This is a genomic window from Calidithermus chliarophilus DSM 9957, assembly GCF_000430045.1.
Classification (GTDB): Bacteria; Deinococcota; Deinococci; order Deinococcales; family Thermaceae; genus Calidithermus; species Calidithermus chliarophilus.
The window spans coordinates 2,622,437-2,646,917 of record NZ_KE387023.1; the positions used below are offsets into that span (position 1 = coordinate 2,622,437).

The 24,481-nt window shown below is 67.7% G+C and carries 23 protein-coding genes; 12 read left to right on the top strand and 11 right to left on the bottom strand.

Annotated features, from left to right (window positions below; translation table 11 throughout):
- The first annotated feature begins 28 nt into the window (after nucleotides 1-28).
- Genes MEICH_RS0112730 through MEICH_RS0112745 form a run of 4 tightly spaced genes read left to right on the top strand, consistent with a single transcriptional unit; the run spans nucleotide 29 to nucleotide 3,734 of the window.
- Nucleotides 29-463, top strand: coding sequence for a prepilin-type N-terminal cleavage/methylation domain-containing protein (locus tag MEICH_RS0112730; RefSeq protein ID WP_027892944.1), 435 nt, complete (start codon nucleotides 29-31; stop codon nucleotides 461-463).
- 14 nt (nucleotides 464-477) lie between these two features.
- Entirely contained in the window at nucleotides 478-963 is a 486-nt protein-coding gene (locus tag MEICH_RS0112735; protein ID WP_027892945.1) for a prepilin-type N-terminal cleavage/methylation domain-containing protein, read from the top strand.
- A gap of 9 nt (nucleotides 964-972) precedes the next feature.
- Nucleotides 973-1,821 carry a PulJ/GspJ family protein gene (locus MEICH_RS0112740; protein WP_027892946.1) on the top strand — a complete coding sequence of 283 codons (849 nt, stop codon included), beginning with the start codon at nucleotides 973-975 and terminating at the stop codon, nucleotides 1,819-1,821.
- Entirely contained in the window at nucleotides 1,818-3,734 is a 1,917-nt protein-coding gene (locus tag MEICH_RS0112745) for a DUF4900 domain-containing protein (RefSeq protein WP_338025495.1), read from the top strand. Before MEICH_RS0112740 ends, MEICH_RS0112745 begins: the two co-directional genes overlap by 4 nt.
- 256 nt (nucleotides 3,735-3,990) lie before the next feature.
- Here the strand turns inward: MEICH_RS0112745 and lpdA are convergent, their stop codons facing one another.
- From lpdA to MEICH_RS0112770, 5 genes are all read right to left on the bottom strand, one after another.
- Nucleotides 3,991-5,385, bottom strand: coding sequence for a dihydrolipoyl dehydrogenase (gene lpdA / locus MEICH_RS0112750; protein ID WP_027892948.1), 1,395 nt, complete (start codon nucleotides 5,383-5,385; stop codon nucleotides 3,991-3,993).
- A gap of 50 nt (nucleotides 5,386-5,435) precedes the next feature.
- The gene (locus tag MEICH_RS0112755) at nucleotides 5,436-5,810 is read right to left on the bottom strand and encodes a four helix bundle protein (protein WP_027892949.1); all 375 of its coding nucleotides are present in this window, start codon (nucleotides 5,808-5,810) and stop codon (nucleotides 5,436-5,438) included.
- 36 nt (nucleotides 5,811-5,846) lie between these two features.
- A complete protein-coding gene (locus tag MEICH_RS0112760) occupies nucleotides 5,847-7,283 on the bottom strand; it encodes a dihydrolipoamide acetyltransferase family protein (protein WP_027892950.1) in 1,437 nt (478 codons plus the stop codon).
- An 83-nt stretch (nucleotides 7,284-7,366) separates the two neighbouring features.
- Nucleotides 7,367-8,341 carry an alpha-ketoacid dehydrogenase subunit beta gene (locus MEICH_RS0112765; protein ID WP_027892951.1) on the bottom strand — a complete coding sequence of 325 codons (975 nt, stop codon included), beginning with the start codon at nucleotides 8,339-8,341 and terminating at the stop codon, nucleotides 7,367-7,369.
- Nucleotides 8,342-8,418: 77 nt separating this feature from the next.
- Nucleotides 8,419-9,525, bottom strand: a complete 1,107-nt coding sequence (locus MEICH_RS0112770) for a thiamine pyrophosphate-dependent dehydrogenase E1 component subunit alpha (protein ID WP_027892952.1) — start codon at nucleotides 9,523-9,525, stop codon at nucleotides 8,419-8,421.
- Between the two features lie 327 nt (nucleotides 9,526-9,852).
- Here MEICH_RS0112770 and MEICH_RS0112780 point away from each other — a divergent pair, with 327 nt between their 5' ends.
- Nucleotides 9,853-10,287 (top strand): 23S rRNA (pseudouridine(1915)-N(3))-methyltransferase RlmH, encoded by a 435-nt coding sequence (locus MEICH_RS0112780; RefSeq protein WP_027892954.1) that lies wholly within the window; start codon nucleotides 9,853-9,855, stop codon nucleotides 10,285-10,287.
- Nucleotides 10,288-10,445: 158 nt separating this feature from the next.
- Here the strand turns inward: MEICH_RS0112780 and MEICH_RS0112785 are convergent, their stop codons facing one another.
- Nucleotides 10,446-11,612, bottom strand: coding sequence for an MFS transporter (locus MEICH_RS0112785; RefSeq protein ID WP_027892955.1), 1,167 nt, complete (start codon nucleotides 11,610-11,612; stop codon nucleotides 10,446-10,448).
- A 66-nt stretch (nucleotides 11,613-11,678) separates the two neighbouring features.
- Between MEICH_RS0112785 and MEICH_RS0112790 the strand changes: the two genes are divergently transcribed.
- The gene (locus tag MEICH_RS0112790; protein ID WP_027892956.1) at nucleotides 11,679-12,008 is read left to right on the top strand and encodes a hypothetical protein; all 330 of its coding nucleotides are present in this window, start codon (nucleotides 11,679-11,681) and stop codon (nucleotides 12,006-12,008) included.
- Between the two features lie 195 nt (nucleotides 12,009-12,203).
- Here MEICH_RS0112790 and MEICH_RS0112795 read toward each other — a convergent pair whose 3' ends face one another.
- Together MEICH_RS0112795 and MEICH_RS0112800 are read right to left on the bottom strand one after the other, a co-directional pair.
- Entirely contained in the window at nucleotides 12,204-12,854 is a 651-nt protein-coding gene (locus MEICH_RS0112795; RefSeq protein WP_027892957.1) for a TapB family protein, read from the bottom strand.
- 47 nt (nucleotides 12,855-12,901) lie between these two features.
- Nucleotides 12,902-13,795, bottom strand: coding sequence for a DMT family transporter (locus tag MEICH_RS0112800; protein WP_027892958.1), 894 nt, complete (start codon nucleotides 13,793-13,795; stop codon nucleotides 12,902-12,904).
- 95 nt (nucleotides 13,796-13,890) lie between these two features.
- Between MEICH_RS0112800 and MEICH_RS0112805 the strand changes: the two genes are divergently transcribed.
- The 6 genes from MEICH_RS0112805 to MEICH_RS0112830 all read left to right on the top strand — a co-directional run bounded on the left by MEICH_RS0112805 (nucleotide 13,891) and on the right by MEICH_RS0112830 (nucleotide 20,217).
- A complete protein-coding gene (locus MEICH_RS0112805) occupies nucleotides 13,891-15,015 on the top strand; it encodes a Re/Si-specific NAD(P)(+) transhydrogenase subunit alpha (protein ID WP_027892959.1) in 1,125 nt (374 codons plus the stop codon).
- 24 nt (nucleotides 15,016-15,039) lie between these two features.
- Nucleotides 15,040-15,333, top strand: coding sequence for an NAD(P) transhydrogenase subunit alpha part 2 (locus MEICH_RS0112810; protein ID WP_027892960.1), 294 nt, complete (start codon nucleotides 15,040-15,042; stop codon nucleotides 15,331-15,333).
- A 57-nt stretch (nucleotides 15,334-15,390) separates the two neighbouring features.
- Nucleotides 15,391-16,746 (top strand): NAD(P)(+) transhydrogenase (Re/Si-specific) subunit beta, encoded by a 1,356-nt coding sequence (locus tag MEICH_RS0112815; protein WP_027892961.1) that lies wholly within the window; start codon nucleotides 15,391-15,393, stop codon nucleotides 16,744-16,746.
- 380 nt (nucleotides 16,747-17,126) lie between these two features.
- Nucleotides 17,127-18,395 carry an ABC transporter substrate-binding protein gene (locus MEICH_RS0112820; RefSeq protein WP_027892962.1) on the top strand — a complete coding sequence of 423 codons (1,269 nt, stop codon included), beginning with the start codon at nucleotides 17,127-17,129 and terminating at the stop codon, nucleotides 18,393-18,395.
- 105 nt (nucleotides 18,396-18,500) lie between these two features.
- Nucleotides 18,501-19,379 (top strand): carbohydrate ABC transporter permease, encoded by an 879-nt coding sequence (locus MEICH_RS0112825; protein WP_027892963.1) that lies wholly within the window; start codon nucleotides 18,501-18,503, stop codon nucleotides 19,377-19,379.
- The gene (locus MEICH_RS0112830) at nucleotides 19,372-20,217 is read left to right on the top strand and encodes a carbohydrate ABC transporter permease (RefSeq protein WP_027892964.1); all 846 of its coding nucleotides are present in this window, start codon (nucleotides 19,372-19,374) and stop codon (nucleotides 20,215-20,217) included. Before MEICH_RS0112825 ends, MEICH_RS0112830 begins: the two co-directional genes overlap by 8 nt.
- A gap of 341 nt (nucleotides 20,218-20,558) precedes the next feature.
- On the opposite strand, the gene MEICH_RS27215 is transcribed toward MEICH_RS0112830, so the two are convergent.
- Genes MEICH_RS27215 through MEICH_RS0112845 form a run of 3 tightly spaced genes read right to left on the bottom strand, consistent with a single transcriptional unit; the run spans nucleotide 20,559 to nucleotide 24,465 of the window.
- Nucleotides 20,559-22,436: a glycoside hydrolase family 36 protein gene (locus MEICH_RS27215; RefSeq protein WP_051304143.1), complete on the bottom strand. Its 1,878-nt coding sequence runs from the start codon at nucleotides 22,434-22,436 to the stop codon at nucleotides 20,559-20,561.
- Nucleotides 22,433-23,422 (bottom strand): Gfo/Idh/MocA family protein, encoded by a 990-nt coding sequence (locus tag MEICH_RS0112840; protein WP_027892965.1) that lies wholly within the window; start codon nucleotides 23,420-23,422, stop codon nucleotides 22,433-22,435. Before MEICH_RS0112840 ends, MEICH_RS27215 begins: the two co-directional genes overlap by 4 nt.
- Nucleotides 23,419-24,465, bottom strand: coding sequence for a zinc-binding dehydrogenase (locus tag MEICH_RS0112845; RefSeq protein ID WP_027892966.1), 1,047 nt, complete (start codon nucleotides 24,463-24,465; stop codon nucleotides 23,419-23,421). Before MEICH_RS0112845 ends, MEICH_RS0112840 begins: the two co-directional genes overlap by 4 nt.
- Between the last annotated feature and the right edge of the window lie 16 nt (nucleotides 24,466-24,481).

Here is a 24,481-nt window from a genome sequence, read left to right on the forward strand (position 1 = left end):
TACGCCTCCACGTAACTAGGCTTGGGGCGTGATAAGACCTCGAGGGTTGACCCTTATCGAGCTGCTGCTCGTCATCGCCCTGATCGGGATCGTGCTCGGGGTCATGGCGGTCTCGAGCCGCAGGATGCTCGGCAACCAGGAAGCTAAGGCGGGCCTCAACTCCGTACGGCAGATCGTGTGGCAGGGGGCTACCGCCGCCGCCAGCCGGGGCCAGCGCCTCGACCTCGTCCGTGTCGGACGGCGCCTCCAGGTGCAGACCCAGGAGAGCACTCCCCGGGTGATCCGCTCCGTGGACCTGACCGCCGCTCTGAGCGCGCAGCTCCCCAACGGCACCTGGTTCAGCTTCACGCCCCCCGGGAAGGTCATCTTCCCTACGGGGTTCGCCCAACCGGTCAACGTCACGGTCAACGGGCGTTCGTACTCCCTCAGCTTCTCGCTGATCGGGGAAGTCAAGGTGCAGTGAACGAGGGCACGGCTATGAATAGACGAGGGTTGACGCTCATTGAAGTGATAGTGGCACTGGCCGTGCTGGGCATAGCCCTGTCGGCTTTCATGCTCCTGATCCTCGGGAATATGCGCCAGAACGTCGAATCGGGGGGGCGCACCGAGGCATCCCAACTGCTGAACTACTTCGGGCGCCGGCTGGTAGGGGCCGACGACGAGGTGATGCCGGACAGCGCCTCCACCTACCGGGAGTGGAACTACGGGACGCTCAGCACCAACTTCCCCGACCTGACCAGTGAGGGGAACTTCGCCAACCCCAACCTCTACCGCGCGAGGATCACCAACGAAGGCACGCCCACCTGGGCGGTGAGCGGCGGCCTCAACCTCAGCAGCCTGCGGGCATACCGCATCCAAGTGTGCTGGCGTGGCGCACAGGGGGAGTCGTGCGTGGAGGCCCGAACCGTCGGGGCCGCCCCCGTGGCGGGTGGGGCGGCAGCACCCCTGCCCGGCATCAACTAGGAGAAGGGCATGCGCAGAGCTAGAGGCTTCACCCTTATCGAAATCCTGGTCGCCCTGGCCGTGCTGATCACGGTGACGGCGATCGCGTATAACGGCATGATCCAGTCGCTCCAGACGCAAAGCGACCAGGAGGCCGCGACCAACTCTCAGGCGAAGCTGCGAAGGGTGATGGAGGTGATCACGCAAGACCTGCGCAGCGCGATCTTCGGCGGGATCATCAACCAGCCCTACACCCCCACCGCGCGGGCGGTTTCCTTCGGCCTCATCGACGGCGGGGCCGGGTATCCGGTCGTCAACAAGCAGGACCAGTACGCCGACATCCTCTCCGCGGCGGCGACGGCGTCCGCTTTGGGGATCGGCGTCAACGACCAGCTCCTGATGGTCAATGGCGCGCAGTCCATCGTGTTGCCCGTTTCCGGCGTGGCCCAGAACGGTCAGCCCAGCCAGTGGAGGCTCTCCCACTCCTCCTGCCGCAACCCGCTCGCCTACGCCCCCACGGGCACCCTGGTTTTCCGCATCCGGGCCATGGGGATCCGTTACGACCCCGACCAGGACACCCTGTACACCCGCGAGGGCGGCACGGAGCAGGCCATGGCCTTCGATATCACGAACTTCCGCATCGACTACGTCTACACGAGCTCGAGCGGCACCCTGCGGACCTGGGATTTCTCCGGCGGTGCTTTCCCGGGTATGACCTTTACCGACGCGGGCACGACCTACACCCTCCAGCGCTTGCAGGTGGTGATGGAAGCGCGGGAAATCTCCCGGGGCCGTGCCATCACCAGGACGTACACCGGCCAGGTGGAGCTCCTCAACAACGGCACCTACGCCATAGGGACGGTGGTCTCATGCTCATGAGAAAGTCGCACGGCATCGCTCTGGTCATCACCCTCGTTTCGATCCTGGTCGTCGGCGGCGTCTCGGCCCTGATGTTCAGCCGGATGCTCGACGAGATGCGCCACAGCCGGGACAACACCGCGGTCGTTCAGACCCTCATGCTGGCGCGTGGCGGGGCCAACGTGGCCGGGGCGTTGCTCACGGGGCCCGTGAGGGACCGGTTGCAGCAGGTGGTGAACGCGACCTCGAGCACCACCAACCGCTGGAGCTACGGGGGGAACAGCAGCGGGACCCGCCCGGACCCCGCCACCGTCGCGAGCGACCTGGCGACCGTCGCGAGCCAGCTCCAGACCGAGGTCAATAGCCTGGTGTGCGACCTCAACCCGGCGCCTGCGAGCTCCGGGGCTACCGTGCGGGTACGGGTGTACTTCACCAACACGGCCTGTGCGGGGTCCGCCACTTACCCCAGCGGCGTGGGGCTGCCCACGGGGGTCAAGCTGCCGTCCGGGCGTTTCGTGGACGGTGCTCCCCGGGGTGGCACCGGGCAGAACAACCTCCAGCAGTACTCCCTGCCTTTCGTGATGGTCGCCGAGGCCGCCCAGGGCATCTACCAGCGTAACGTCGTGCTGCAAGGGGAATTCCGCTTCCCGATCGGGCGCAGCAGCTTCGCCCGCTACGCGTTGTTCACCAACGTCCACACCGCCCGCGGGGGCGGGGACGTGTGGTTTACGGACCGGACCCTTTTCGACGGCCCCGTACACACCAACCAGTACTTCCGCTTCTACCGCAGTCCCTGGTTCGGGGGCGAGGTGACCAGTGCCGGGTGCGCGTCTCCGGGAGCGTCGAGCTGCAGCGGGAGCGTCACCCCTGGGGCGCGGTTCATGTCTTCCGACGGCAGCCGCCAGACCTTTATCGCTGAAAGTGCAATGTCCCCCAGCGCTTCCGCCCCGACCTACCGGGGGACCCAACCCACGTTCACCGACGGCGTGAGCTGGAACTCGAGCTTCGTCAAGCTGCCGGACAACGACAGCCGCCAACGCGACGCCGCCGACGACCGGGGACTGCGCTTCACGAGCAACCTCTACTCCCTCGAGCTCTACGCGACCGACAGCAACGGCAACCTCCTGACCCGCAACTCCTCGGGGGAGTGGCAGCCCACGGCCACCTACCAGTACATCAAGGCCTGCACCAGCTCGAGCAGTTGTACGGAGTACCGCTACGCGGACGGCCCCAGCAAGGTGCTGTATCGCAAGAGCGGCAGCAGTTGGGTGGCGGTGCAGAGCAACTTCAACGGGGTCATCTACGTCGACGGGAGCATTAACCGGTTGCGCGGGCCCAGCCGGGTGCCCGCCAACAGCACCAACCCCGACGACGCTCCTCCCGCCCTCGCGCACTTCGCGGAGATCACCATAGCGGCCCGGGACGACATCCGCATCACGCGCGACCTCAAGTACGAGAACCCGCCGTGTGACTCCAGCCCCACCCGCAATACCGACGGCAGCGTGACCCGGGCCACCTGTGACGACCTGGAGGTCAACAACATCCTCGGGATCTACGCTCAAGGAACCTCCTCCGACCCGGCCGACGTCCTCATCGGCGGGGGCGACGCGTCCAGCGGGCTGCGTGCTCCTCAGAACATCGCGGTCCAGGGGGTGCTCATGAGCTCGACGGGCATCGTCGGGGTCGAGAATTACAACGACCTCTCGCCTTCCGGCGACGTGCACCTGCTGGGCGGGGTCATCGAGTACTACTACGGGGCTTTCGGCACGTTCAACCCGTCGACCGGGGCTCCTACCGCCGGTTACGGGCGCAAGTTCACCTACGACCAGCGCATGCTCAACGGCAAGGCGCCGCCTTACTTCCCCACCACCGAACTCGACGAGGTGGGTACGCCTCGAGTCATCAGCTTCGGGCAGCGCGAGCAGGTCTACTGATACCGGATTCGAAAAGATAACCTCATTTGACAGAAAAAGTCAGAGGCTATCTTTTCGGATCCCAGAGCACACCCCTCCCTGACGGGAGGCGAAGAAAGCGTATCCCTTCCAAGGGGCGCTACCGCCCTCCGCTACGCGGATAACTTCGGCCCTGTCAGTCCGGCGCCGTCCGGCGCCGGACTGGCCGAATCGGGTATGACCCGCCCACACGAAGAACGCCCCGGCCCCCGAGGGGGCCGGGGCACCGGCTTTCGGCTCAGCGGTTGGCGATGTGGATGGCCTGCTTGTGCAGGTGCTCGGCCGCCTCCATGATCCCCTCCGAGAGGGTGGGGTGCGCGTGGACCGTGAGGGCCACGTCGGTGACAGTAGCACCCATCTCCAGCGCCAGCGCCGCCTCGCCGATCATGTCGGAGGCGTTGGGGCCGAGGATGTGCACGCCCAGGAGCAGGTCGGTCTCGGCGTCGCCGACGAGCTTGATCAGGCCGTCGGTGGCCTCTAGGGTCATGGCGCGGCCCGAGGCGGAGAGGGGGAACTTGCCCACCTTGACCTTGTAGCCGGCCTTGGCGGCTTCCTCCTCGGTCATGCCCACGGCGGCCCACTCGGGGGAGGTGTAGACGACGTTGGGGATCTGGTAGTCCATCACGGCGTTGCCCCCGGCGGCGTTCTCGGCGGCGACGAGGCCCTCCTTCATGGCCTTGTGGGCCAGCAGGGGCGGGCGGGTCACGTCGCCGATGGCGTAGATGCCGGGCACGCCCGTCTCCATCTTCTCGTTGGTGGGGACGTAGCCGCGCTCGTCCACCTTGACGCCGATGGCCTCGAGCCCCAGCCCCTTGCCGCGCGGGCGGCGCCCGGTGGCCACGAGGATCTTGTCCACCACCAACGTGCTCTGCTCCCCGGACTTTACGTCCTCTAAGGCCACGTGCAGGCCGTCCTTCTTGCGCTCGACCTTCACGCCCTTGGTGTTGGTCTTGATAGCGATGCCCTGCTTGGTGAGCACCTTGGCGAGGAGGTTGGCGGTCTCGGGGTCGGCGGCGGGCAGGATCTGGCCCATGAACTCGATCACCGTGACCTCGGCGCCCATGCGCTTGTAGACCTGGGCGAACTCGAGGCCGATCGCCCCGCCCCCGATGCACAGCAGGCGCTTGGGGAACTTGTCCTCCACCCGCAGCGCGCCCGTAGAGTCGATGATGTCCTTCTGATCCACCTCGAAGCCGGGCAGGGTGTTGGGCTCGGAGCCGGTGGCGATGATGAAGGTCTTGCCCTCGATGCGCTCCCCGCCGACCTCGATGGTCTTGGGACCTACGAACTTGGCGAAGCCGGTCTTGAGCTCGACCTTATTGCCCTTGAACAGCTGCGAGACCCCGCCGGTGAGCCGCTTGACGATGCCGTCGCGCCAGCCCCCCAGCTTCTTGAGGTCGATCTTGGCGTCTTTGACCTCGAGCCCGAAGCTCGCGCCGTGCTTGACGCCCTCGAGTTCCTCGGCGGCGTGCAGAAGGGCCTTGGTGGGGATGCACCCCACGTTCAGGCAGACCCCGCCCACGTACTCCGCCTCCACCGCCAGCACCTTCTTGCCGAGCTGGGCCGCCCGGATCGCCGCGTGGTAGCCGCCGGGGCCGGTGCCGATGACGATCACATCGTAGACAGTTGACATAGCGCTCCTATTATGAGCTAAACGCAAGACGCAAAACGCAAAACGCGGGACTAATCCTGCTTGAGCGTACTGATCAGGGCGTTGATCTTGGCGTTTAGCCGGCCCGCTTGATCAGTTAGGGTGTCATAGGCCGATGCATCCAAGAGGCCGAGCCTGACAGCAACCTGCAATCCTGCCAGGGTTTCGAGAAGAGACCCTCGAGCGTTGTGAAGAAACCGGCAGAAGTCCTTGTCCGTCCCGCGTCCGCGGCCTTCCGCAATGTTGAGCGCGATCGAGGTGGCTGCCCGGCAAACCTGATCCGTTAGCCTGTACTGCTCGGCTTTGGGGAAAGCGGCTGTGACCTTGTAAATTTCGGCTGTCATGTCCAGAGCGAGTTGGTAGACCTCGAGGTTCTCGAAGCCGAAGCGGTTGTTGAAGTTGCCCATGCGTCGCGTTTTGCGTCTAGCGTTTTGCGTTTTGCTTTAGATGGCCTCGAGCAACAGCAGGTCGGGCTTCTGCAGCAGCCGGATGACCTCCTTGCAGAACATCGCGGCCTCGGCCCCGTCCACCAGGCGGTGGTCGAAGGAGAGCGAGAGGTACATCATGTGCCGCACCTTGATCTCGTCGTTCTCCATCACCATCGGGCGCTTCTGGATGGAGTGCACGCCCAGGATGGCGGCGTCGGGCACGTTGATGATGGGGAAGCTGAAGAGCGCGCCGATGGAGCCGATGTTGGTGACGGAGAAGGTCGAGCCGCTCATGTCCTCGGGGGCGAGCTTGCCGCCCCTGGCCTTCTCGGCCAGCTCGTTCACCTCGGCGGCGAGCTCGAGCACGCTCTTGCGGTCGACGTCCTTGAGCACCGGCACCACCAGCCCGGCGTCGGTGGCGACGGCCATGCCGATGTTGTAGTACTTCTTGAGGACGATCTCCTGGCGGGCCTCGTCCATCGAGGAGTTGAGGCTGGGGAACTTCTTGAGCGCGCGGGCGATGGCCTTGAAGATGAAGGGCAGGTAGGAGAGCTTGACGCCCTGGCGCTCGGCCTCGGCCTTCAGGCGCGCGCGCAGCTCGACGAGCTCGGTCAGGTCGGCCTCGTCGACGCTGAGGGTGCGCACGGTGTAGAGGTGCGAGGCCACCATCTGGTTGGCGATGGCCCGGCGCAGGCCGCGCAGGGGGACGCGCTCCTCGAGCCCCTCGTAGCCCTTGGGCGACTTGTACTGCACGGGGGCGGGGAACCCCGCAGGGGCAGGGGCCTGCACAGGCGCCGGGGCCGGGGCGGCGGGCTGAGGCGCGGCAGGCGCGGGGCTCTCGGCCCTCGACCCTTGCCCCTCGGCATAGCTCTTCACGTCCTCCACCCGCACGCGGCCGTTGGGGCCGGAGCCGGGGATCTGGGTGATGTCCAGGCCCAGGTCGCGGGCCATCTTGCGCGCGGCCGGGACCGCGATGACCCGCCCGTGCTTGTTGACCCCGGCCTTGGGGGCCTCGGCCACGGCAGCTTTGGCCTGGACGCCGGCGGCGAAGGGGTTCCTGACCTGCTCCTGCTTGGTGTCGGGCTTGAACAGCGAGAGGTTGGCCCCGTCGTCCTCCTGGACGTTGCCGGGCTCCACGATGGAGCGCTCCTCGGCGGCCTGGAGGCTGGGCGCGGGGGCGGGGGCCTTGTCGCTGATGGTCTGGGCGACCTCGCCGGGCTCGGCGATGGTGGCGATGGGGGCGTGCACCGGCACCACGTCGCCCTCCTTGACCAGCTTTTTGATCAGCACGCCTTCATAGGGGCTGGGTAGCTCGACCGTCACCTTGTCGGTCATGACCTCCACGAAGGGCTGGTCTTTCTTCAAGAGGTCGCCTTCGTTCACCAGCCACTTGAGGATTTCCCCCTCGACAACGGACTCTGCCAGCTCGGGCAGAACGATCTCTTTAGGCATAGCGACTCCTTCTCCTTTGCATATTCTAGACGGCCCGTTGCATAAAGCCGCTCGTCATCCGGCTACGCGCGGCCCGCCGGCGGTCAGTAATCCAGCACCCGCTTCGCCGCGTTGAGGATGCGGGTCACGGTGGGCATGTAGAGCTTGTCCTGGGCGTAGGGGTAGGGGATGTCGAAGCCAGTGACGCGCACGGGGGGCGCCTCGAGCTCATCGAACAGCTCCTCCGAGACGGTGGCGGTGACCTCGGAGGCCACGCTCGCCATGCGGGGGGCTTCGGAGATCATGAGCACCCGGCCGGTCTTGGCGACCGAGTTCAGCACGGTGTCCTTGTCCCACGGCAGCAGCGAGCGCAGGTCGATGACCTCGGCCTGGATGCCCGCGGCGGCCATCTCGTCGGCGGCCTTGAGCGTCTCGATCATGCTGCCGCCGTAGGAGACGAGGGTGAGGTCGCTGCCCTCGCGCCGCAGGGCGGCCTTGCCGATGGGGATGAGGTAGTCGTCCTCGGGCACCTCCTCCTTGACGGCGCGGTAGAGGCGCTTGGGCTCCATGAAGACCACCGGGTCGTCGTCGCGGATGGCGCTCTTGAGCAGGCCCTTGGTGTCGTAGGGCCCGGAGACCACCACCACCTTGAGCCCGCCGGTGTGGGCGAAGTGGGCCTCGGGGCTCTGGGAGTGGTGGTGCCCGCCCTTCACGCCGCCGCCGGTGGGCATGCGCACCACCATGGGCGCGGTGAACTGCCCGCCCGAGCGGTAGCGCAGCTTGGCGGCCTGCGACACGAGCTGGTCGAAGCCGGGGAACACGTAGTCGGCGAACTGGATCTCGGCCACCGGGCGCATGCCGTGGGCGGCCATGCCCACCGCCGCGCCGATGATGGCGGCCTCGGAGAGCGGGGTGTCGATCACCCGCTCGGGGCCGTACTTGTGCTGTAAGCCTTCGGTGGCGAGGAACACGCCCCCGCGCTTGCCCACGTCTTCGCCGAACACCACCACCCGGTCGTCCCGGGTCATTTCCTCGTCCAGGGCCTTGGTGATGGCCTGGATCATCGTCATCGTCGCCATTTGGGTCCTCCTGTCGTAGGCCTAACGCCATACGTCCTGCGCAAGGTGAGCGTAAGACGTACGACGTAGGACGCGCGTTAGCGCAATTCGTCCAGTACCAGCTTCCGCTGCTCCTCGAGGTGCCAGGGGCGGCTCGAGAGCACGTCCTCGAACATCCACTCGGCCGGGGCCTCGCCCGCGGCCTCGGCTTCCTGCAAGGCGGCCTCGAGGTCGTGCGCGACCTGGGTGCGCAGCTCGTTCTCGGCGGCGCTGTCCCACAGGCCGCGGTGCTCGAGGAACTTGCGGAAGCGCACGAGGGGGTCCTGCTTGCGGGCGGCGTCCACCTCGGCCTTGGGGCGGTAGCGGGTGTCGTCGTCGGCGGAGGAGTGGGGGCCGTAGCGGTAGACCTCGAGCTCGACGAGCGCCGTGCCCGCGCCGGCCCGGGAGCGCTCGATCACGTGGCGCATGACGTAGTAGCTCGCCAGCACGTCGAGCCCGTCGACGCGGTAGCCCGGGATGCCGTAGGCGTGGGCCTTGTCGGAGATGGTGTGGGAGGAGGTCTGGTGGGAGTAGTCGACGCTGATGGCGTAGCGGTTGTTCTCGCAGACGAACACGGCGGGGGCGTTCTGCACGGCGGCGAAGTTGATGCCCGCGTGCCAGTCGCCCTCGCTGGTGGCCCCGTCGCCGAAGGTGCACACCGCGACCTGATTGGTGCGGCGCAGCTTCATGCTGATGGCGGCTCCGGCCGCCGGGGGGATGTGCGAGGCGATGGCCGAGCAGACGGTGAAGATGTTGAGCTTTTTGGAACCGGGGTGCGAGGGCATCTGCCGGCCCTTGGCGGGGTCGGCGGCGTTGCCCAGCATCTGCCCGAAGAGTTCTACCATCGGGACGCCCATGGCGAGCATCAGGCCCATGTCGCGGTAGTAGGGGAAGAGCCAGTCGTGGCCGCGCTGCAGGGCGTGGGCGATGCCCACGTGGGCGGCTTCGTGCCCGGCGTGGGGGGCGATAAAGCTGGTCTTGCCGGTGCGGATGAGGATGACGAATTTCTCGTCGAGCATCCGCGCGGCCACCATGTCGCGGTAAAAGCCCTTGAGGGTGGCCTCGTCGAGGTCGAGCTCAAACGGCGCGATCCACTCCCCTTCGGGCGATAGCAGCCGGATGGGCTCGAGGCTAAAGGGTTCGAAACCGGTTTTGTCTTTAATCATGCCGAACCTCCAGACCTGGGGAGGATCCCCTTTGGGGCGGCGAGGCCGCGCACCAAGCGGAGGGCGTTCCGCCAGGCGTCATGACCCTGGGTAAGGGCCACGTCCAGCAAAGCACCCTGCCCCTTTGTAAGGGACTCGGGAGCCGTCAACGAAAAACCCCGGCGAGGGTATGCCGGGGCCGAGGCCGGGGAAAGGCCGATGATGACCAGCTTTAGCGCTCCAACCATCCCCATCGTCAACCTCTCGATCCTCAGATTATAGCCTCGGCCGTGTGAGAGGATACCTCGAGATGCAACATTCGGGGTATTAACCCGTTACATTGAGCCCGTGCGCGTTCGCGTGTGCGTGGTGGGCAAACCCCGGCTCGAGTACGCCCGGCTGGGGCTCGAGGAGTACGCCGGCCGCCTGAGGAAGGGCCGGAAGTTTGAGCTGGTTCATGTTCGCGAGGGCACCCAGGCCCAGGAGGGCGAACGGCTGCTCGAGGCCAGCCAGGGCTTCGTGCGGGTGGTCCTCGACGAGCGCGGCCAGCTCGTCGACACCCTCACCCTCCACAAAAAGCTCACCGGCTGGGAGATGACGGGGGAGAAGGTGGCCTTCCTCATCGGTGGCGCCGAGGGCCACGCGGAGGAAACTCGGGCTCAGGCCCACTGGCTGCTGTCGCTGTCGAAGCTGACCCTCCAGCACGAGCTGGCGCTGGTGGTGCTGCTCGAGCAGCTTTACCGGGTGGAGACCATCAAGCGGGGGGAGCCGTATCACCGGTGAATGGCTCTGATAGCCCATAGCCGAACGCCGAACGCTCAACGCCCGGCGCGGGTCGTACGTCCTATGTCGTACGCGAGACGCAAAACGCAAAACGCAAGACGCAAAACGCAAGACGCAAGACGCAAAACGCTTTGGCCCTTGACCCTCGGCCCTCGACCTTAGCTCCCCGTCTTGAGCATTGGGGCGTACAGCACTACCGCTGACACCAGGAGCCCGAACCAGATCGCCAGTGCCAGGGGGTAGCCGCTGGCCTGGACCACCACGCCCATGCCCAATTGCAGCAGGAAGACGCCGATGAAGCCCATGAAGTTGACGGCCGTGGTGGCCCGCCCGGTGAGTTCGGGGGGGAAGATCAGCCGGGCTTGGGCCAGTGAGAGGATGTTGAAGCCGCCGCAGAAGCCGATCAAGGCGTAGGTGATGTAGAGGAGGCCGTCGGGCATGGTGCTCCACAGGGCCAGGGTTCCCACGGCCAGGGCGAGCACGAGGCTCGCTCCCATGTACACGCGGGACAGGCCCAGGCGGTCGGCGAGCAGGCCGCAGGAGAAGAAGCCGAAGATGGCGGCCAGGGAGAAGACGAAGAGGAAGTTGCCGACCTCGAGGCTATCGAGCCCCCGCACCCGGTAGAGGTAGGCCCCACCCCACAGGGTCTGCCAGGCCAGGAAGCCCCCGCCCAGCACGAAGTTGAGCCAGGCGATACGCCAGAAAGCCGGGCTGCGCCAGACGGTGGCCGAGCCGCCCGCGGCGCTCGAGCGCGGCAGCGCCACCCCGGGCGGGGTGTTGCGCACCAGCAGCACCACCAAAACCGCCACCGCCACGATCACCAGCGTCCCCCAACTGAACACCCCCCGCCAGCCCAGCGCCTCCTTGAGCACGGCCAGCGGGGTGGCCGCCGCGATGGCCCCTAGCCCGCCCAAGGCCACGTAGACGCTGCTGATGGTGGCGTAGCGGTGGGGCGGGAACCACAGCGAGAAGGCCTTGAGCGCCCCCATGAGCGCCCCGGCGAACCCCACCCCCAGCAACGCCCGCCCCAGCGAGAGCACCTCGAAGCTCTGCGCGTTGGCGAAGAGGAAGGCCCCGGCCGCGCCCACCAGCATCAGCGCGGGGTGGACGAAGCGCGGCCCGTAGCGGTCGAGCAGCGAGCCCAGGGGCAGGTTGACCAGGGCGAAGGCGAGGTAGAAGAGGCTGGTCATCAGGCCGAGCTGGGCAGGGGAGAGCCCCAGGTCGCGCTGGAGGTCGGCGGAGATGACCGCGTTGGCCGAGCGGAAGAAGTAGGAGAGGAAGTAGGCCAGCAGCAGCACCACGAAGACGCGCAAGGCAGCGGGCATGACGCGATCATCCTACCGCCTGGGGCGGCGTTTCGGGGTTCGGCCTCGAGGCCGTAGGCTAGTCCCATGCGCCCGACCCTGAGCTCCACCCTCTGGCTCGAGCTGCTCGGCGGCCTCCTGATCGTCCTGGGCGCCCTGGTGGCCTGGGCCGCCCTCTTCATCGCCAACCACCCGCCCGACCCCGCCCTCAGCCAGAACCTCCTGCGCATCCGCATCGACCTCGGCGGCTTCGTGGAAGGGGTGGCCTCGAGGCTCTCCGTCGTCGGGGCCGTGATGGCCGGGACCGGGGCCGTGCTCTTCTTCGGCGCCCACCTGCTCATCCGCACTTTCCGCGCCGTCCTCGGCCTGGCTACGGCGTTCGCCCTAGGCGTGTGGCTGTGGATCCGTCTGACGTGAGGAAAGGCCCATGGCTAGTGGCGAAAGGAACACCCCTCCCCGGCGCCGGGAGGGGATATCCCCCCAGCCCCCCTTGCTAAGGGGGGAACAAGGCGTTTGGCGTTTGGCGTTCGGCGTACGACGCAGGAGATACGACGTACGACCCGCGTTTAGCGTTTTGCGTCTTGCGTTTGGCTATCGGCTATCAGCTATCGGCTACTTCTTCAGCGACACCAACTCCGTCGTAATCCCCGCCATCACCGACTTCACCATGCCGACCCCCTCGGCGTACCAGGCGGTCCCGGCGAGGCTCTGGGCGGGCATGGGCTGGTTCTGGCCGCCGACGTTCATGGCCATCTCGGTCTTGGTGGTGGTCTCGACCTTGAAGGCCTGGAAGGTGCCCGCCGGCACCTTGACGGCTTCGCGGGCCGTGATCTTGGCGTCGGTGCTGGACTTGCCGGTCATGGTCATCTTCTGGCCGCCGCTGTCGAAGCTGCCTTTGAGGTCGTAGCTGTAGGTCCAGGCCAAGCCCACGCGGAATTGGGACGGGATCGCTACCCCCTTGGCGTTGGTGGTCTCGAGCTTGAAGCCCTGGTTCTGGCCGAAGGAGCCCTGGTCGAGCGACACCAGCCCCTTGGCGTCGCAGCGCCAGCGCAGGTCGAAGGAGCTTTCCTTGGTGGTGTAGCGCAGGGTGAAGCCCTGGTCGCTGACGTTGGTGACGGTGAGGCTGTAGGTCTCGTTGACCTGGCCGCTCTGCTTGTAGGTCCAGGTCCAGCCCTTGCGCACGGGGTAATAGGGGTGGTCGCACTTGGCCCAGCCCAGGCCGAAGGCGGCAATGCTCAGCAGGAGTATGGCCCAATGCTTCATGTCGGTTCCTCCAAGCCCTACACTACCGCGCGGCTGTTACTCGAGCGTTAAGAGCGGTTGCCCAGCACCGCCAGCACCACCCCCGCCAGCATCACCACCGCCCCCGCCAGCACCTGCGGGCCGGGCAATTCGCCGAACAGCGCGAAGGCCAGCAGGCTGGCGCCGATGGGCTCGAGCAGGATCACCAGCGTCACGATCACCGGGCTGATCCACCGCACCGCCCAGTTGAAGCTGGTGTGGCCCACCAGTTGGGGGATCAGGGCCATCAGCAGCACCCACACGTAGAACATCGGGGGGTAGCCGGTGAGGCCGGTCTGGAAGAGGGGCGGCAGCGTGAGCAGGACCACGGCGGCCGTACTGTAGGCCACCGCCGCGTAGAGCCCGATGCCGAAGCCCCGGTGCTGGGCCTCGCGCCCCAGCAGGAAGTAGCAGGAGGCCGCCAGGGCCCCGAGCAGGGCCAGCAGGTTGCCCAGGGTGGGGTTGGAGCCAGGGTTGGAGCTGTCGCCCAGAGCGATCACCACGCCCCCGGCGAAGGCCACGGCGATCCCCGCCAGGGTGAGGCCGCTGGGGCGCTGCCGCAGCCAGAGCCAGGCGATGAGGGCGACCCAGATGGGGTTGGTGTTGACCAAGGTGGTGCTCACTGCGATGGAGGTGAAGGAGATCGAGGTGATCCAGGTGGCGAAGTGCACGGCCAGGAAGACCCCGGCCAGCACGGCATAGGCCCAGGCCCCGCGCCCCAGCCGCGCCCCCTGCAGCGCCCGCCAGGCGGGGAGCAGCAGCAGCGAGGCCGCCGTGAGCCGCAGGGCGCTGATCACCAGGCTCAATCCCGGGCTCTCGAAGCCGGCGGCGCCGGTGGCGAGCCGCACCAGCACCGAGCCGAAGGAGATCGCCAGAACGCCAGCGCCCAGGACGAGCGCGAGGGTGAGGTTGCCGGGTCGCACGGGCCTGATTGTATCCCGCGTGGGGCATCTGTCCTGGGTTCAGGTGGTAGGAAGCATGGGTATACTCAGGCCAGTTAGCGTCAATCGGAGGAGCTATGGTGCAGATCGCGGTGCCAAAAGAAACCGCGCCCGGCGAGCGCAGGGTAGCCCTTACCCCGGAGGTGGTGGCCCGGCTGGTCAAGGAGGGCTGTGCGGTGCGGCTCGAGGCCGGTGCCGGGGCATCGGCCTTTTTCACGGACGAGGCCTACCGGGAGGCGGGGGCCGAGATCGTCCCGGCGGAGGCGGTGCTCGAGGGGGCCCAGGTCGTGCTCACGGTGGGGCCGCTCGAGGCCTCCGCGCTGCCGCACGTCTCGCACGAGGCCATCCTCATCGGCTTCCAGTACCCCCACCGCGACCCCAAGCGGGTGGAGGCCCTGGCGGATTGGGGCATCAGCACGCTGGCGATGGAGCTCATCCCCCGCATCACCCGCGCCCAGAGCATGGACGCGCTCTCCTCGCAGGCCACGGTGGCGGGCTACCGCGCCGCCCTGATCGCGGCGCAGCTCTCCAGCCGCTTCTTCCCCATGCTCACCACCGCCGCCGGGACCATCCGCCCCGCGCGGCTGATGGTGATGGGGGTGGGGGTGGCCGGGCTCCAGGCCATCGCCACCGCCAAGCGCCTGGGGGCCAACGTCTGGGCCTACGACGTGCGCAAGGCGGCGGCGGAGCAGGCGCTGAGCCTGGGGGCCAAAGTGATCGAGCTGCCCATCAGCGCCGAGGGGGAGGGCGGCTACGCCCGCGAGCTCACCCCCGAGGAGCAGGCCATCCAGCTCGAGGCCCTCGCCCGCCAGGTCGGCCAGATGGACGTGGTGATCACCACTGCCCAGATCCCCGGTCGCCGGGCCCCGGTGCTGGTCACGGCCGAGATGGTGGGCCGCATGGCGCCGGGCTCGGTGATCGTGGACCTGGCGGCGGAGTCGGGGGGCAACTGCGAGCTGACCCGGCCCGGGGAGACCGTAGAGGTCGGGGGGGTGCGCGTCGCCGGGCCGCTCAACCTGCCCAGCGAACTGCCCGTCCACGCCAGCGAGATGTACGCCAAGAACCTCTACAACCTCTGCAAGCTCCTCGTCAAGAACGGCGAGCTGGCCCCCGACTGGTCCGACGAGATCCTGGCCGGGGCGCTGCTCACCCACCGTCACGAGATCACCCACGGCCCCACCAAGAGCCTGGTGGGGGCCTGAAACGATTTCCGGGAGGTTTGAACTGTGGATAGCACCTGGGCAGCGCTCTACATCTTCCTGCTGGCCGCCTTCACCGGCTACGAGGTCATCAGCCGGGTCCCGGTGATCCTGCACACCCCGCTGATGTCGGGCTCCAACTTCATCCACGGCATCGTGCTGGTGGGGGCGATGGTGGTGCTGGGCCACGCCGACACGCTGCTCGAGCAGATCATCGGCTTCGTGGGCGTGGTGCTGGGCGCGGCCAACGCCGCCGGGGGGTACGCCGTCACCGAGCGGATGCTCGAGATGTTCGAGCGGAAGCCGAAGGGGGGTCAGTAGTCCGTCGTCGGTGGTCTATCGCCCGAGCTATCGACCATCGGCTATCGGCGTCTTCTTATGGATACCTTCGTTCAACTCGCCTATTTCCTCACCGCGCTGGTCTTTATCCTCGGCCTCAAGCGCATGGCGGCGCCCGGCACCGCCCGCAGCGGCATCGTGTGGGCGGGGCTCGCGATGGTCGCGGCCACCCTGGTCACCTTCCTCACGCCGGACATGCGGAACTTCGGGCTGATGATCGTGGCCCTGGTGCTGGGCACCGTGATCGCCTGGGTGGCGGCCAAGCGGGTCGCCATGACCGACATGCCGCAGATGGTGGCCATCTACAACGGCATGGGCGGCGGCGCGGCGGCGGCCATCGCCGCGGTCGAGCTGCTGCGCGGGGAGTTCGAGAGCACCGGCCTGATGGGGCTGGCCCTGCTGGGGGCCCTCATCGGCGCGGTCTCCTTCACCGGCAGCATCATGGCCTTCGCCAAGCTGCAGGGCCTCACCAGCAGCCGCCCCCTGATCTTCCCCCTCCAGCGCCCCGTCAACCTGGCGGTGCTGCTGCTGGCGGTGGCGCTGGGGGTGTGGGTGCTGCGCGACGACGCGGGGCTGTTCATCCTGCTGTTCTTCGTGGCGGCGCTGGCCTTCGGCGTGCTGATGACCCTGCCCATCGGCGGCGGGGACATGCCGGTGGTGATCTCGCTGTTCAACGCCTTCACCGGGCTGGCGGTGGGCTTCGAGGGCTTCGCCATCGGCAACCCGGCCCTGATCGTGGCGGGGACGGTGGTGGGCGCGGCGGGCACGCTGCTCACCGTGCTCATGGCGCGGGCCATGAACCGCTCGATCACCAGCGTGTTGCTGGGGGGCTTCGGGGTCGAGCAGTCCGGGGGCGAGGTCAAGGGCAGCCTCAAGCCCATCGACCTCGAGGACGCCGCGGTGATGCTGGGCTACGCCTCCAAGGTGATCTTCGTGCCCGGCTACGGCATGGCGGTGGCCCAGGCCCAGCACAAGCTGCGCGAGCTCTCCGACTTGCTCGAGGCCAAGGGCATCGAGGTCAAGTACGCCATCCACCCCGTCGCAGGCCGCATGCCCGGCCACATGAACGTGCTGCTGGCCGAGGCCGGCGTGGCCTACGAGAAGCTCTTCGACCTCGAGGAGATCAACCCCGAGTTCCCCACCGCCGACGTGGCCGTGGTGATCGGGGCCAACGACGTGGTCAACCCCGCCGCCCACCGCAAGGGCTCCCCGCTCTACGGCATGCCCATCCTCGACGTGGACAAGGCCCACAACGCCATCGTGGTCAAGCGCGGCCAGGGCAAGGGCTTCGCCGGGGTGGAGAACGAGCTGTTCTACGCCGACAACACCCGCATGCTCTACGGCGACGCCCAGGACGTGCTGGGCAAGTTGGTGCAGGCGTTGAAGAGGTTGTAGAGGGTCGATGGTCGATAGCTGATAGTCGATAGCTGATAGCTGATAGCTGAAGGCGAAACGCCTTATTACCCCCCTTAACAAGGGGGGCTAGGGGGGGATATTCTCTCCGCCATTGGCGGAGAGAGTTCCTTTCACCATGAGCTACAGGCCTTTCGCTGACGGCTGATGGCTGACCGCTAAAAGCTGCCTGCTAATTCCAGTGAAAAATGCAGACCCAGGGCTTGACACGGACGTGCGGCGGGCGGTAATGTGCAGCCCGGAAGCAATTCCAACAGTTTTTGGCACGCGGAGCGAATACCAAAAAAGAATTTGGTCAATCGGGCGGTCGCCGTTTGCGTGCAGTAGGCTGCTGGAAACGCTTCCACGGTAAGGAGGAGTCAATGAAGGCAAGCAAGTGGCTGATCGTGGCCCTGTCGCTGACGGTGGGTGCCGCTGCCCTGGCTCAAGGGGTGACCATCCGCGTAGCGGGGGATTCCACTGCGGTGGGTGAGGGTGGCCGGTGGATGAAGGCCAAGGCCGAGGAGTGGGCCAAGAAGACCGGGAACAAGATCGAGTACATCGACTCGCCCGCCGACACCAACGACCGCCTGGCGCTTTACCAGCAGTACTGGGCGGCCAAGAGCGCCGACGTGGACGTGTACATGATCGACGTGATCTGGCCGGGCATCGTGGCTCCCCACGCCGCCGACCTCAAGCAGTTCTTCACCCAGCAAGAGCTCGCGCAGTTCTTCCCGCGCATCGTGGAAAACAACACCATCAAGGGCAAGCTCACCTCGATCCCCTTCTTCACCGACGCCGGGCTGCTGTACTACCGCACCGACCTGCTGCAGAAGTACGGCTACTCCAAGCCCCCGGCCACCTGGGCCGAGCTCGAGGCCATGGCGACCAAGATCCAGGCCGGCGAGCGCGCCAACAACAAGGACTTCTGGGGCTTCGTGTTCCAGGGCAAGAGCTACGAGGGCCTGACCTGCGACGCGCTCGAGTGGATCTACTCCTTCGGCGGCGGCCTGGTGGTCGAGGCCGACGGCAAGATCTCCATCAACAACGCCAACGCCCGCGCTGCCCTCACCACCGTGCGCGGCTGGGTCGGCAAGATCGCCCCTCCCGGCGTGACCAGCTACGCCGAAGAGGAAGCCCGTAACGCCTTCCAGAACGGCAACGCCGCCTTCATGCGCAACTGGCCCTACGCCTACGCGCTCGGCCAGGCCGACGGCAGCCCCGTCAAGGGCAAGATCGGCGTGACCGTGCTGCCCAAGGGCCCCGGCGCCAGCGGCAAGAACGCCGCGACCCTGGGCGGCTGGCAGCTCATGGTCTCGGCCTACTCCAAGAACCAGAAGGTGGCCGCCGACCTGGTGCGCTACTTCACCAGCGTGGAGGTGCAGAAGGACAACGCCATCAACCTGTCCCGCCTGCCCACCCGCCCGGCGCTCTACAACGACAAGGACGTGCTGGCGAAGAACGCCTGGTTCAAGGACCTGCTGCCGGTGTTCCAGAACGCCGTGGGCCGCCCCTCGGGCGTGGCCGGCGCCAAGTACAACCAGGTTTCCGAAGCCTTCTGGACCGGCGTCCACGAGGCCATCAGCGGCCAGAAGGCCGCCGACGTGGCCCTGAAGGAGATCGAGACCAAGCTGCAGCGCATCCTGCGCTAAGGCTCGGGCGACGGGGGCTGGGTATCCCAGCCCCCCGCTTTTTAGTTATGCTTTCGATCGAGCAACACGGGAGGCTGTGAAATTGCCGATGGAGGCAGGTGAAGAATGCTGAGTGTCCGTCAAACCCGCTTGGCCTGGCTGCTGGTGCTGCCCACCTTGCTGGTGGTGGCGCTGGTGGCGGGGTATCCCCTGGCTCAGGTGTTTTATTACTCCTTTTTCAAAGCGGACATCGCCTTTGTGGAACAGCCCGAGTTCGTGGGCTTTGAGAACTACCTCTTTTTGCTGCGGGACCCCGACTTCCGCCAGGCCTTCTGGAACACCCTGCAGTTCACGTTCTGGTCGGTGGGCCTCGAGACCATCCTGGGCCTGGCCATCGCCCTCATCGTGCACTCCAACTTCAAGGGGCGCGGGCTGGTTCGCACCGCCATCCTGATCCCCTGGGCCATCCCCACGGTGGTCTCGGCCAAGATGTGGCAGTGGATGCTCAACGACATCTACGGCGTGGTCAACGTCATCGGGACCAAGCTGGGCATCCTGAGCACCAAGGTGGCCTTCCTGGCCAACCCCAACCTGGTGCTGCCCGCGATCATCGCGGTGGACGTGTGGAAGGCCACCCCCTTCATGGCCCTGCTGCTGCTGGCGGGCCTCCAGCTCATCCCCTCCGACATCTATGAAGCCGCCGACATCGACGGCGCGAGCAAGTGGCAGCAGTTCTGGACCCTGACCCTGCCCCTCCTCACCCCGGCGCTGGTCGTGGCCCTGATCTTCCGCACCCTCGACGCGCTGCGGGTCTTCGACGTGATCTTCGTGATGACGGGGGTGAACACCGCCACCAAGAGCCTCGCGGTCTACAACCGCCAGACCCTCATCGACTTCCAGGATTTGGGCTACGGCTCGGCGGTGTCGGTGGCGATATTGGTGATCATCATGGTCTTCGTGGTGCTGTACATGCGCTTCGTCGGGGGGGTGGGGCGCAATGACTAAGGGCCTGTGGCTGGTCGTCCGGCGGGTCCTGTTCTACGCGCTGGTGGTGTTCGTGGTCGTCTACAGCGTGTTCCCCTTCTACTGGGCGGTGATCTCGAGCTTCAAGCCTAGCGACGCGCTGTTCAGCTCCAACCCCAGCTTCGTGCCCATCCCCTTCACGCTCTCGCAGTACGAGAACGTCTTCAGCGGCGCGGCCTTCGGGCGCAACCTGGTCAACTCGCTCATCGTGGCGGGCTTCGCCACCCTGATCTCGCTGGTGCTGGGCGTGCTCTCGGCCTACGCGCTGGGCCGCCTGCGCTTCCCGCCGCGCAACGCGGTGCTCTACATCGTGCTGGCCATGACCATGTTCCCGCAGGTCTCGGTGCTCTCGGGCATGTTCGTGCTGCTGCGCCAGCTCGACCTCTTCAACACCTACGGCGGCCTGATCTTCTCCTACCTGCTCTTCACCCTGCCCTTCACCATCTGGGTGCTGACGGGCTATTTCCGGGGGCTGCCGCGGGAGCTCGAGGAAGCCGCCTACGTGGACGGGGCCACCCCCATGCAGACCCTCATCCGGGTGATGCTGCCCCTCACCGGCCCCGGCCTGGTCACCACCGGCCTGCTGGCCTTCATCCAGGCCTGGAACGAGTACCTTTTCGCCCTGACCTTCACCATCGGCAACCAGGCCAAGACCGTGCCGGTCGCCATCGCCTCCTTCGGGGGGGCTACCCCCTTCGAGATCCCCTGGGGCTCGATCATGGCGGCCTCGGTGATCGTGACGGTGCCGCTGGTGATCATGGTGCTGGTGTTCCAGCAGCGCATCGTGGCGGGGCTGACGGCGGGGGCGGTGAAGGGGTAGGTTGTTGGGGGTCGATACCCGATAGCCGAACGCTGAACGCTCTCTCTCTACCCCCCCCTTGGCAAGGGGGGCTGGGGGGATACTCCCTCCCCGCGGGCGGGGAGGGCGGGGGAGGGGTTTCCTTCACCACGCGCCACGAGCCTCCCGCTGACGGCTGATGGCTGATACCAGATTCGGTCAGTTCGTTCCCGAATGGGGACGAACTGACCCGACCGAAGGGAGACGCTTTCTTCGCCGACCGTCAGGGAGGGGTGTGCTCTAGGATCCGAAAAGATAGCCTCTGAAGGTCTTTGGTTTGGGTGATTATCTTTTTGAATCCGGTATGAAAGCTGTCAACCGCCTCACGGCAGCCGCTCGGGGACGTGCTCGAGCCGCTCGCGGCTTAGAAACAGCAGGGTGCCCTGGTGTGGGGGGAGTTCAAGCGTCAGCTCCTCGAGGGGTCTCTGTCCTGGGGGGCCTTTGGCCGGGTCGAGGGCGAAAAGGGGGGGCTCGAGGCCGAGGTCGGCCAGGGGGTAGCGCCGGGGGGCGGGCTCGTCGGTGGGGTTGAAGAGGAAGACGGCTGCTCCGTGGGCCGGGTTGCCGCGCACCTGCACGAGCACCGGGTCGCCGGTGCCGAGCAGGGGGAAGCGGCAGCCGCCGGGGGCGGCCTCCAGGCACTGCCGCCACAGCTCGAGGCGGGCGGGGGAGAGCTCGTCGAGGGCGTCGCTGGTGAGCATGACCCCGCCCATCATCGCGGCGAAGCGGGTCAGGGATTCCTGCTCGAGGGGGCTCAGGTGGTGGAAGCGCTCGCGCAGCAGCACGCAGTCGGGGTCGGCCTCCCACAGCAGGTGGTTGCCGAAGTTGCGCAGCGCCAGCCCGTGCAGCCGCTCGCGGGCGTCGGACGGCCACTCGGCCCCCACGTCCCGCCCGGTGCGGATGCCGTCCACGAGCCCCACCGAGGGCCATAGGGGAGCGCCGCAGCCCACCCACAGCGCCTCCCCGATCTCCTGGCGGATCATCCGGGCCACCGTGCGCCAGATCTCGACGCGGGTGAGGCCGGGGGTGTGGTGGAGGGCGCGGTCGGGGCCGTGTTCCATGCCGAAGAACATGAAGTCGGTCTTGAAGTAGGCGCAGCCCCACTCCCGCCGCCAGGTGCGCAAGACCCGGCGCAGGTGCTCGAGCGCCTCGGGGTGGGTGGCGTCGAGGACGTAATACTCCTCGCTGCGCTTGTGCCAGCGGAACTCGCCGTAAAAGCGCATCTGCACCAGCGGGCCGCCGGTCTGCCGGTCGCGCACCACCCAATCCGGGTGAAGGCGGTAGAGGCGGCTGCGGTTGCCCACCACGAAGGGCGCGATCCACAGGCCCGGGACGAAGCCGGCGGCCCGGACGTCGTCGAGCAGGGGCTTCATCCCGCGGGGGAACTGCGGCCTGACCTCGAGCCAGTCGCCCATCTCGGGGGTGAAGCCGTCGTCGATCTGGAAGACCCGCATGGGCAGCCCTTCGCGCCGGGCCACTTCCCCCACGCCCCGCAGGTGCTCGAGCAGGTTCTCCTCGCTGATCGAGCCGTAGAGGTTGTACCACGAGCACCAGCCGGTGATGGGCTCAGGGGGGCGGCGCGGGGGCGGGTCGGCGGCCTGGGCAACGGCCCGGGCCCACTCCCGCAGCGCCGCCTCGACCCCGGCGTGGGCGAAGGCCAGCAGGGTCTCCGAAGCGCAGCGCCCGCCGGGGCCAGGGGCCTTGCGGTCCCAGAGGGTCTCGACGGTCAGGCCGTCCGGGGCCAGCGTGAAGCGGTGCTGGAAGCGGTCGTGCCGCTCGAAACCCAGCACCGCGCTGCCCGGGCCTTCGCGGGGGAGCAACTGGGTCAGGGCGTAGCCGGTGCGGGGTTGGGGGATGGCCTCGAGGTCTACGTACTCCGCCCCGTCCCAACTGTGGTAGCCCTGGCGCAGGGCGGCCCGCACCCCCTCCAGCCGCGCGAAGTGCAGCCCGAAGCTGTCGAGGACGAGATCGGCGGGGGAGTCCTCGAGCCGGTAGCTCACCCGGCAGCGGTCGCCCTCTACCCGCGCCTCCAGGCCGAAGCGGCCCTCGGGGAGGGCGTACTCGAGGCTCAGCCCGTGCGCATCCTCCCGGACGTGCGTGGGCTCGGCGCGGTGCGTCGTCCCGTTCACCACCGGGTAGCACCGGCGCAGCGCGACGCGGGACGAACGCAGGCTCAGGGCGTGGTCCTCGAGCAGCGGCCTCATCGCAGCCGCACCTCCTGCCCGGTCTCGGCGGACTGGCGGGCGGCCAGGGCGAACTCGAGCGACTTCGCGCCCTCCCGGATGGGCGTGCGGGCGGGGCGGTCGTCGCGGATGGCCCGGATGAGGTCGTGCATCTGGGCCAGGAAGAGGTCGCGGGCCGACCCGACCTCGAGGGGGGGTTGCTCGGGGCCGGTAGTGAAGTGGAAGGTGGCGCGGTTGGGGTCGGTGAAGTCGGCGGTGAGCTTCTGCGCGACCAGACGGAAGTCCTTGATCCAGCGGCCCGGGATGGCCCCGTTGGTGGCGTAGACCACGCCCAGCGCGCCCCCCTCGAAGGCGGCGACGGTGGCGCTCACGTCCTCGGCGGTGTAGCCGGGGGTGTCGCGGTGGAAGAGGTTGGCGGCCTTGGCGTAGACCGTCACGGGGTCGCCCAGCAGGTAGCGCAGCAGGTCGAAGAGGTGGATCACCTGCTCGACCATCTGCCCCCCCGAGCGGGCCCGGTCGCGCCACCAGGGGGCGTGCAGGGCGTTGCAGAAGTAGCGGGCGCTGACGAGCCCGACGGGGCCGGTGTCCAGGCTTTGCAGGCGCTCGAGCGCCTCCCCGAAGCGGTACATGAAGCCCACCTGGGTCTTGATGCCCGCCTGCTCGGCGGCCTCCACCATGCGCCAGGCCAGGGGGAGCTCGAGGGCGATGGGCTTCTCGATGAGCAGGTGGACCCCGCGCCGTGCGGCCTGCTCCACCTCGTCGGAGTGGCCGTAGGGCGGCAGGGCGACGATCAGGAGGTCGAGGCCGGCGTGCTCGAGCAGGGCGTGGTGGTCGGCGAAGACGGCGGCCTTGCCGTCGGTGAACTCCGCGGCGAGGGCCTGGGCCTTGTGGAGGTTGCGGTCGCAGAAGGCGACGAGCCGGGCTTCGTCCTGCAGCTCGAGCAGCACCCGCGCGTGGGCGCGGGCGATGCCGCCGCAGCCGAGGATGCCGACACGAAGGCGCTTCATGGTTGTGGGAACTCCAGCACGGCCTGCACCACCTGCTCGGGGGTCTGGTCGAGGGCTTCGAAGAGCGCAGCGGCCTCCTCGAAGGGCCGGACGTGGGTGACGAGGGGGCGCAGGTCGAGCACGCCCTCGTGCTGGAGCCGGATGGCGGTCTGGGCCTGGCGCACGTCGTCCCAGCGGTACTTGAGCTCGGGGTCGGGGCCGGAGATCTGCGAGCAGACGAGGTTGATGCGGTTGTGATGGAACTCCTCGCCCAGCCGCAGGCCCTGGGCCTCGCCCTGGAAGAAGCCCATCGCCACCACCCGCGCCGAGTAGGCCGCCGCCCGGATGGCCTCGTTCAGGGCCTGGGTCGAGCCCGTGACCTCGAGGCACACGTCGGCCCCGCGCCCGCCGGTGAGGTCCTTGACGGCCTCGGCCACCTTGACGGCGCGGGCGTCGAGGGTGACGGGGGTGCCCAGCCTCCGGGCGAGCTCGAGGCGCGCCGGGTGCAGGTCCACCCCGATCACCAAAGCCCCCGAAGCCCGGGCCATCTGCGCCACGATCTGGCCCAGCGCCCCCAGCCCGAACACCGCCACCGTCTCGCCCAGCCGGATGCGCGCGTCGTGGACGCCGTTGAGCGCGATGGAGCCGATGCGCGAGAAGATGCCCAGCAAGGGGTCGAGGCCCTCGGGAAGCTGCCGGGGCCGCAGGTAGGCCGCGCTCAGTACGGCGTGGGTGGTGTGGTTCCACACCCCGAATACCCGCGTCCCGGGGGGCAGGTCGCCGGCGGCGGAGCCCGCCTCCACCACCTCGCCCACCTCCTCGTAGCCCCACCCGCGCAGGGGATAGGGCGTGCTGGGGGCGGCGTCGGCGAGGAAAAGCCGCCGCTTGGGGTCCCAGCGCTTGTGGACGTAGGGGTTGGTGCCGCGGTACGCAGTGAGTTCGGTCCCCGCGCTGATCCCGGAGTAGAGCGTGCGCACCCGCACCTCCTCCGGCCCCAGGGGCGGGTCGTCGTAGTCCTCGAAGCCGATCTGGCGGGGGGCGGTGAAGATCAGTCGTCGTGCCACGGGAGTCCTTTCAGTC

Excerpts from the sequence above, each read along its gene's own strand:
- MEICH_RS0112735 (WP_027892945.1), top strand. The coding sequence starts at position 478 with ATGAATAGACGAGGGTTGACGCTCATTGAAGTGATAGTGGCACTGGCC.
- MEICH_RS0112740 (WP_027892946.1), top strand. The coding sequence starts at position 973 with ATGCGCAGAGCTAGAGGCTTCACCCTTATCGAAATCCTGGTCGCCCTG.
- MEICH_RS0112745 (WP_338025495.1), top strand. The coding sequence starts at position 1,818 with ATGAGAAAGTCGCACGGCATCGCTCTGGTCATCACCCTCGTTTCGATC.
- lpdA (WP_027892948.1), bottom strand. The coding sequence starts at position 5,385 with ATGTCAACTGTCTACGATGTGATCGTCATCGGCACCGGCCCCGGCGGC.
- MEICH_RS0112755 (WP_027892949.1), bottom strand. The coding sequence starts at position 5,810 with ATGGGCAACTTCAACAACCGCTTCGGCTTCGAGAACCTCGAGGTCTAC.
- MEICH_RS0112760 (WP_027892950.1), bottom strand. The coding sequence starts at position 7,283 with ATGCCTAAAGAGATCGTTCTGCCCGAGCTGGCAGAGTCCGTTGTCGAG.
- MEICH_RS0112765 (WP_027892951.1), bottom strand. The coding sequence starts at position 8,341 with ATGGCGACGATGACGATGATCCAGGCCATCACCAAGGCCCTGGACGAG.
- MEICH_RS0112770 (WP_027892952.1), bottom strand. The coding sequence starts at position 9,525 with ATGATTAAAGACAAAACCGGTTTCGAACCCTTTAGCCTCGAGCCCATC.
- MEICH_RS0112785 (WP_027892955.1), bottom strand. The coding sequence starts at position 11,612 with ATGCCCGCTGCCTTGCGCGTCTTCGTGGTGCTGCTGCTGGCCTACTTC.
- MEICH_RS0112790 (WP_027892956.1), top strand. The coding sequence starts at position 11,679 with ATGCGCCCGACCCTGAGCTCCACCCTCTGGCTCGAGCTGCTCGGCGGC.
- MEICH_RS0112795 (WP_027892957.1), bottom strand. The coding sequence starts at position 12,854 with ATGAAGCATTGGGCCATACTCCTGCTGAGCATTGCCGCCTTCGGCCTG.
- MEICH_RS0112805 (WP_027892959.1), top strand. The coding sequence starts at position 13,891 with ATGGTGCAGATCGCGGTGCCAAAAGAAACCGCGCCCGGCGAGCGCAGG.
- MEICH_RS0112815 (WP_027892961.1), top strand. The coding sequence starts at position 15,391 with ATGGATACCTTCGTTCAACTCGCCTATTTCCTCACCGCGCTGGTCTTT.
- MEICH_RS0112820 (WP_027892962.1), top strand. The coding sequence starts at position 17,127 with ATGAAGGCAAGCAAGTGGCTGATCGTGGCCCTGTCGCTGACGGTGGGT.
- MEICH_RS0112825 (WP_027892963.1), top strand. The coding sequence starts at position 18,501 with ATGCTGAGTGTCCGTCAAACCCGCTTGGCCTGGCTGCTGGTGCTGCCC.
- MEICH_RS0112830 (WP_027892964.1), top strand. The coding sequence starts at position 19,372 with ATGACTAAGGGCCTGTGGCTGGTCGTCCGGCGGGTCCTGTTCTACGCG.
- MEICH_RS27215 (WP_051304143.1), bottom strand. The coding sequence starts at position 22,436 with ATGAGGCCGCTGCTCGAGGACCACGCCCTGAGCCTGCGTTCGTCCCGC.
- MEICH_RS0112840 (WP_027892965.1), bottom strand. The coding sequence starts at position 23,422 with ATGAAGCGCCTTCGTGTCGGCATCCTCGGCTGCGGCGGCATCGCCCGC.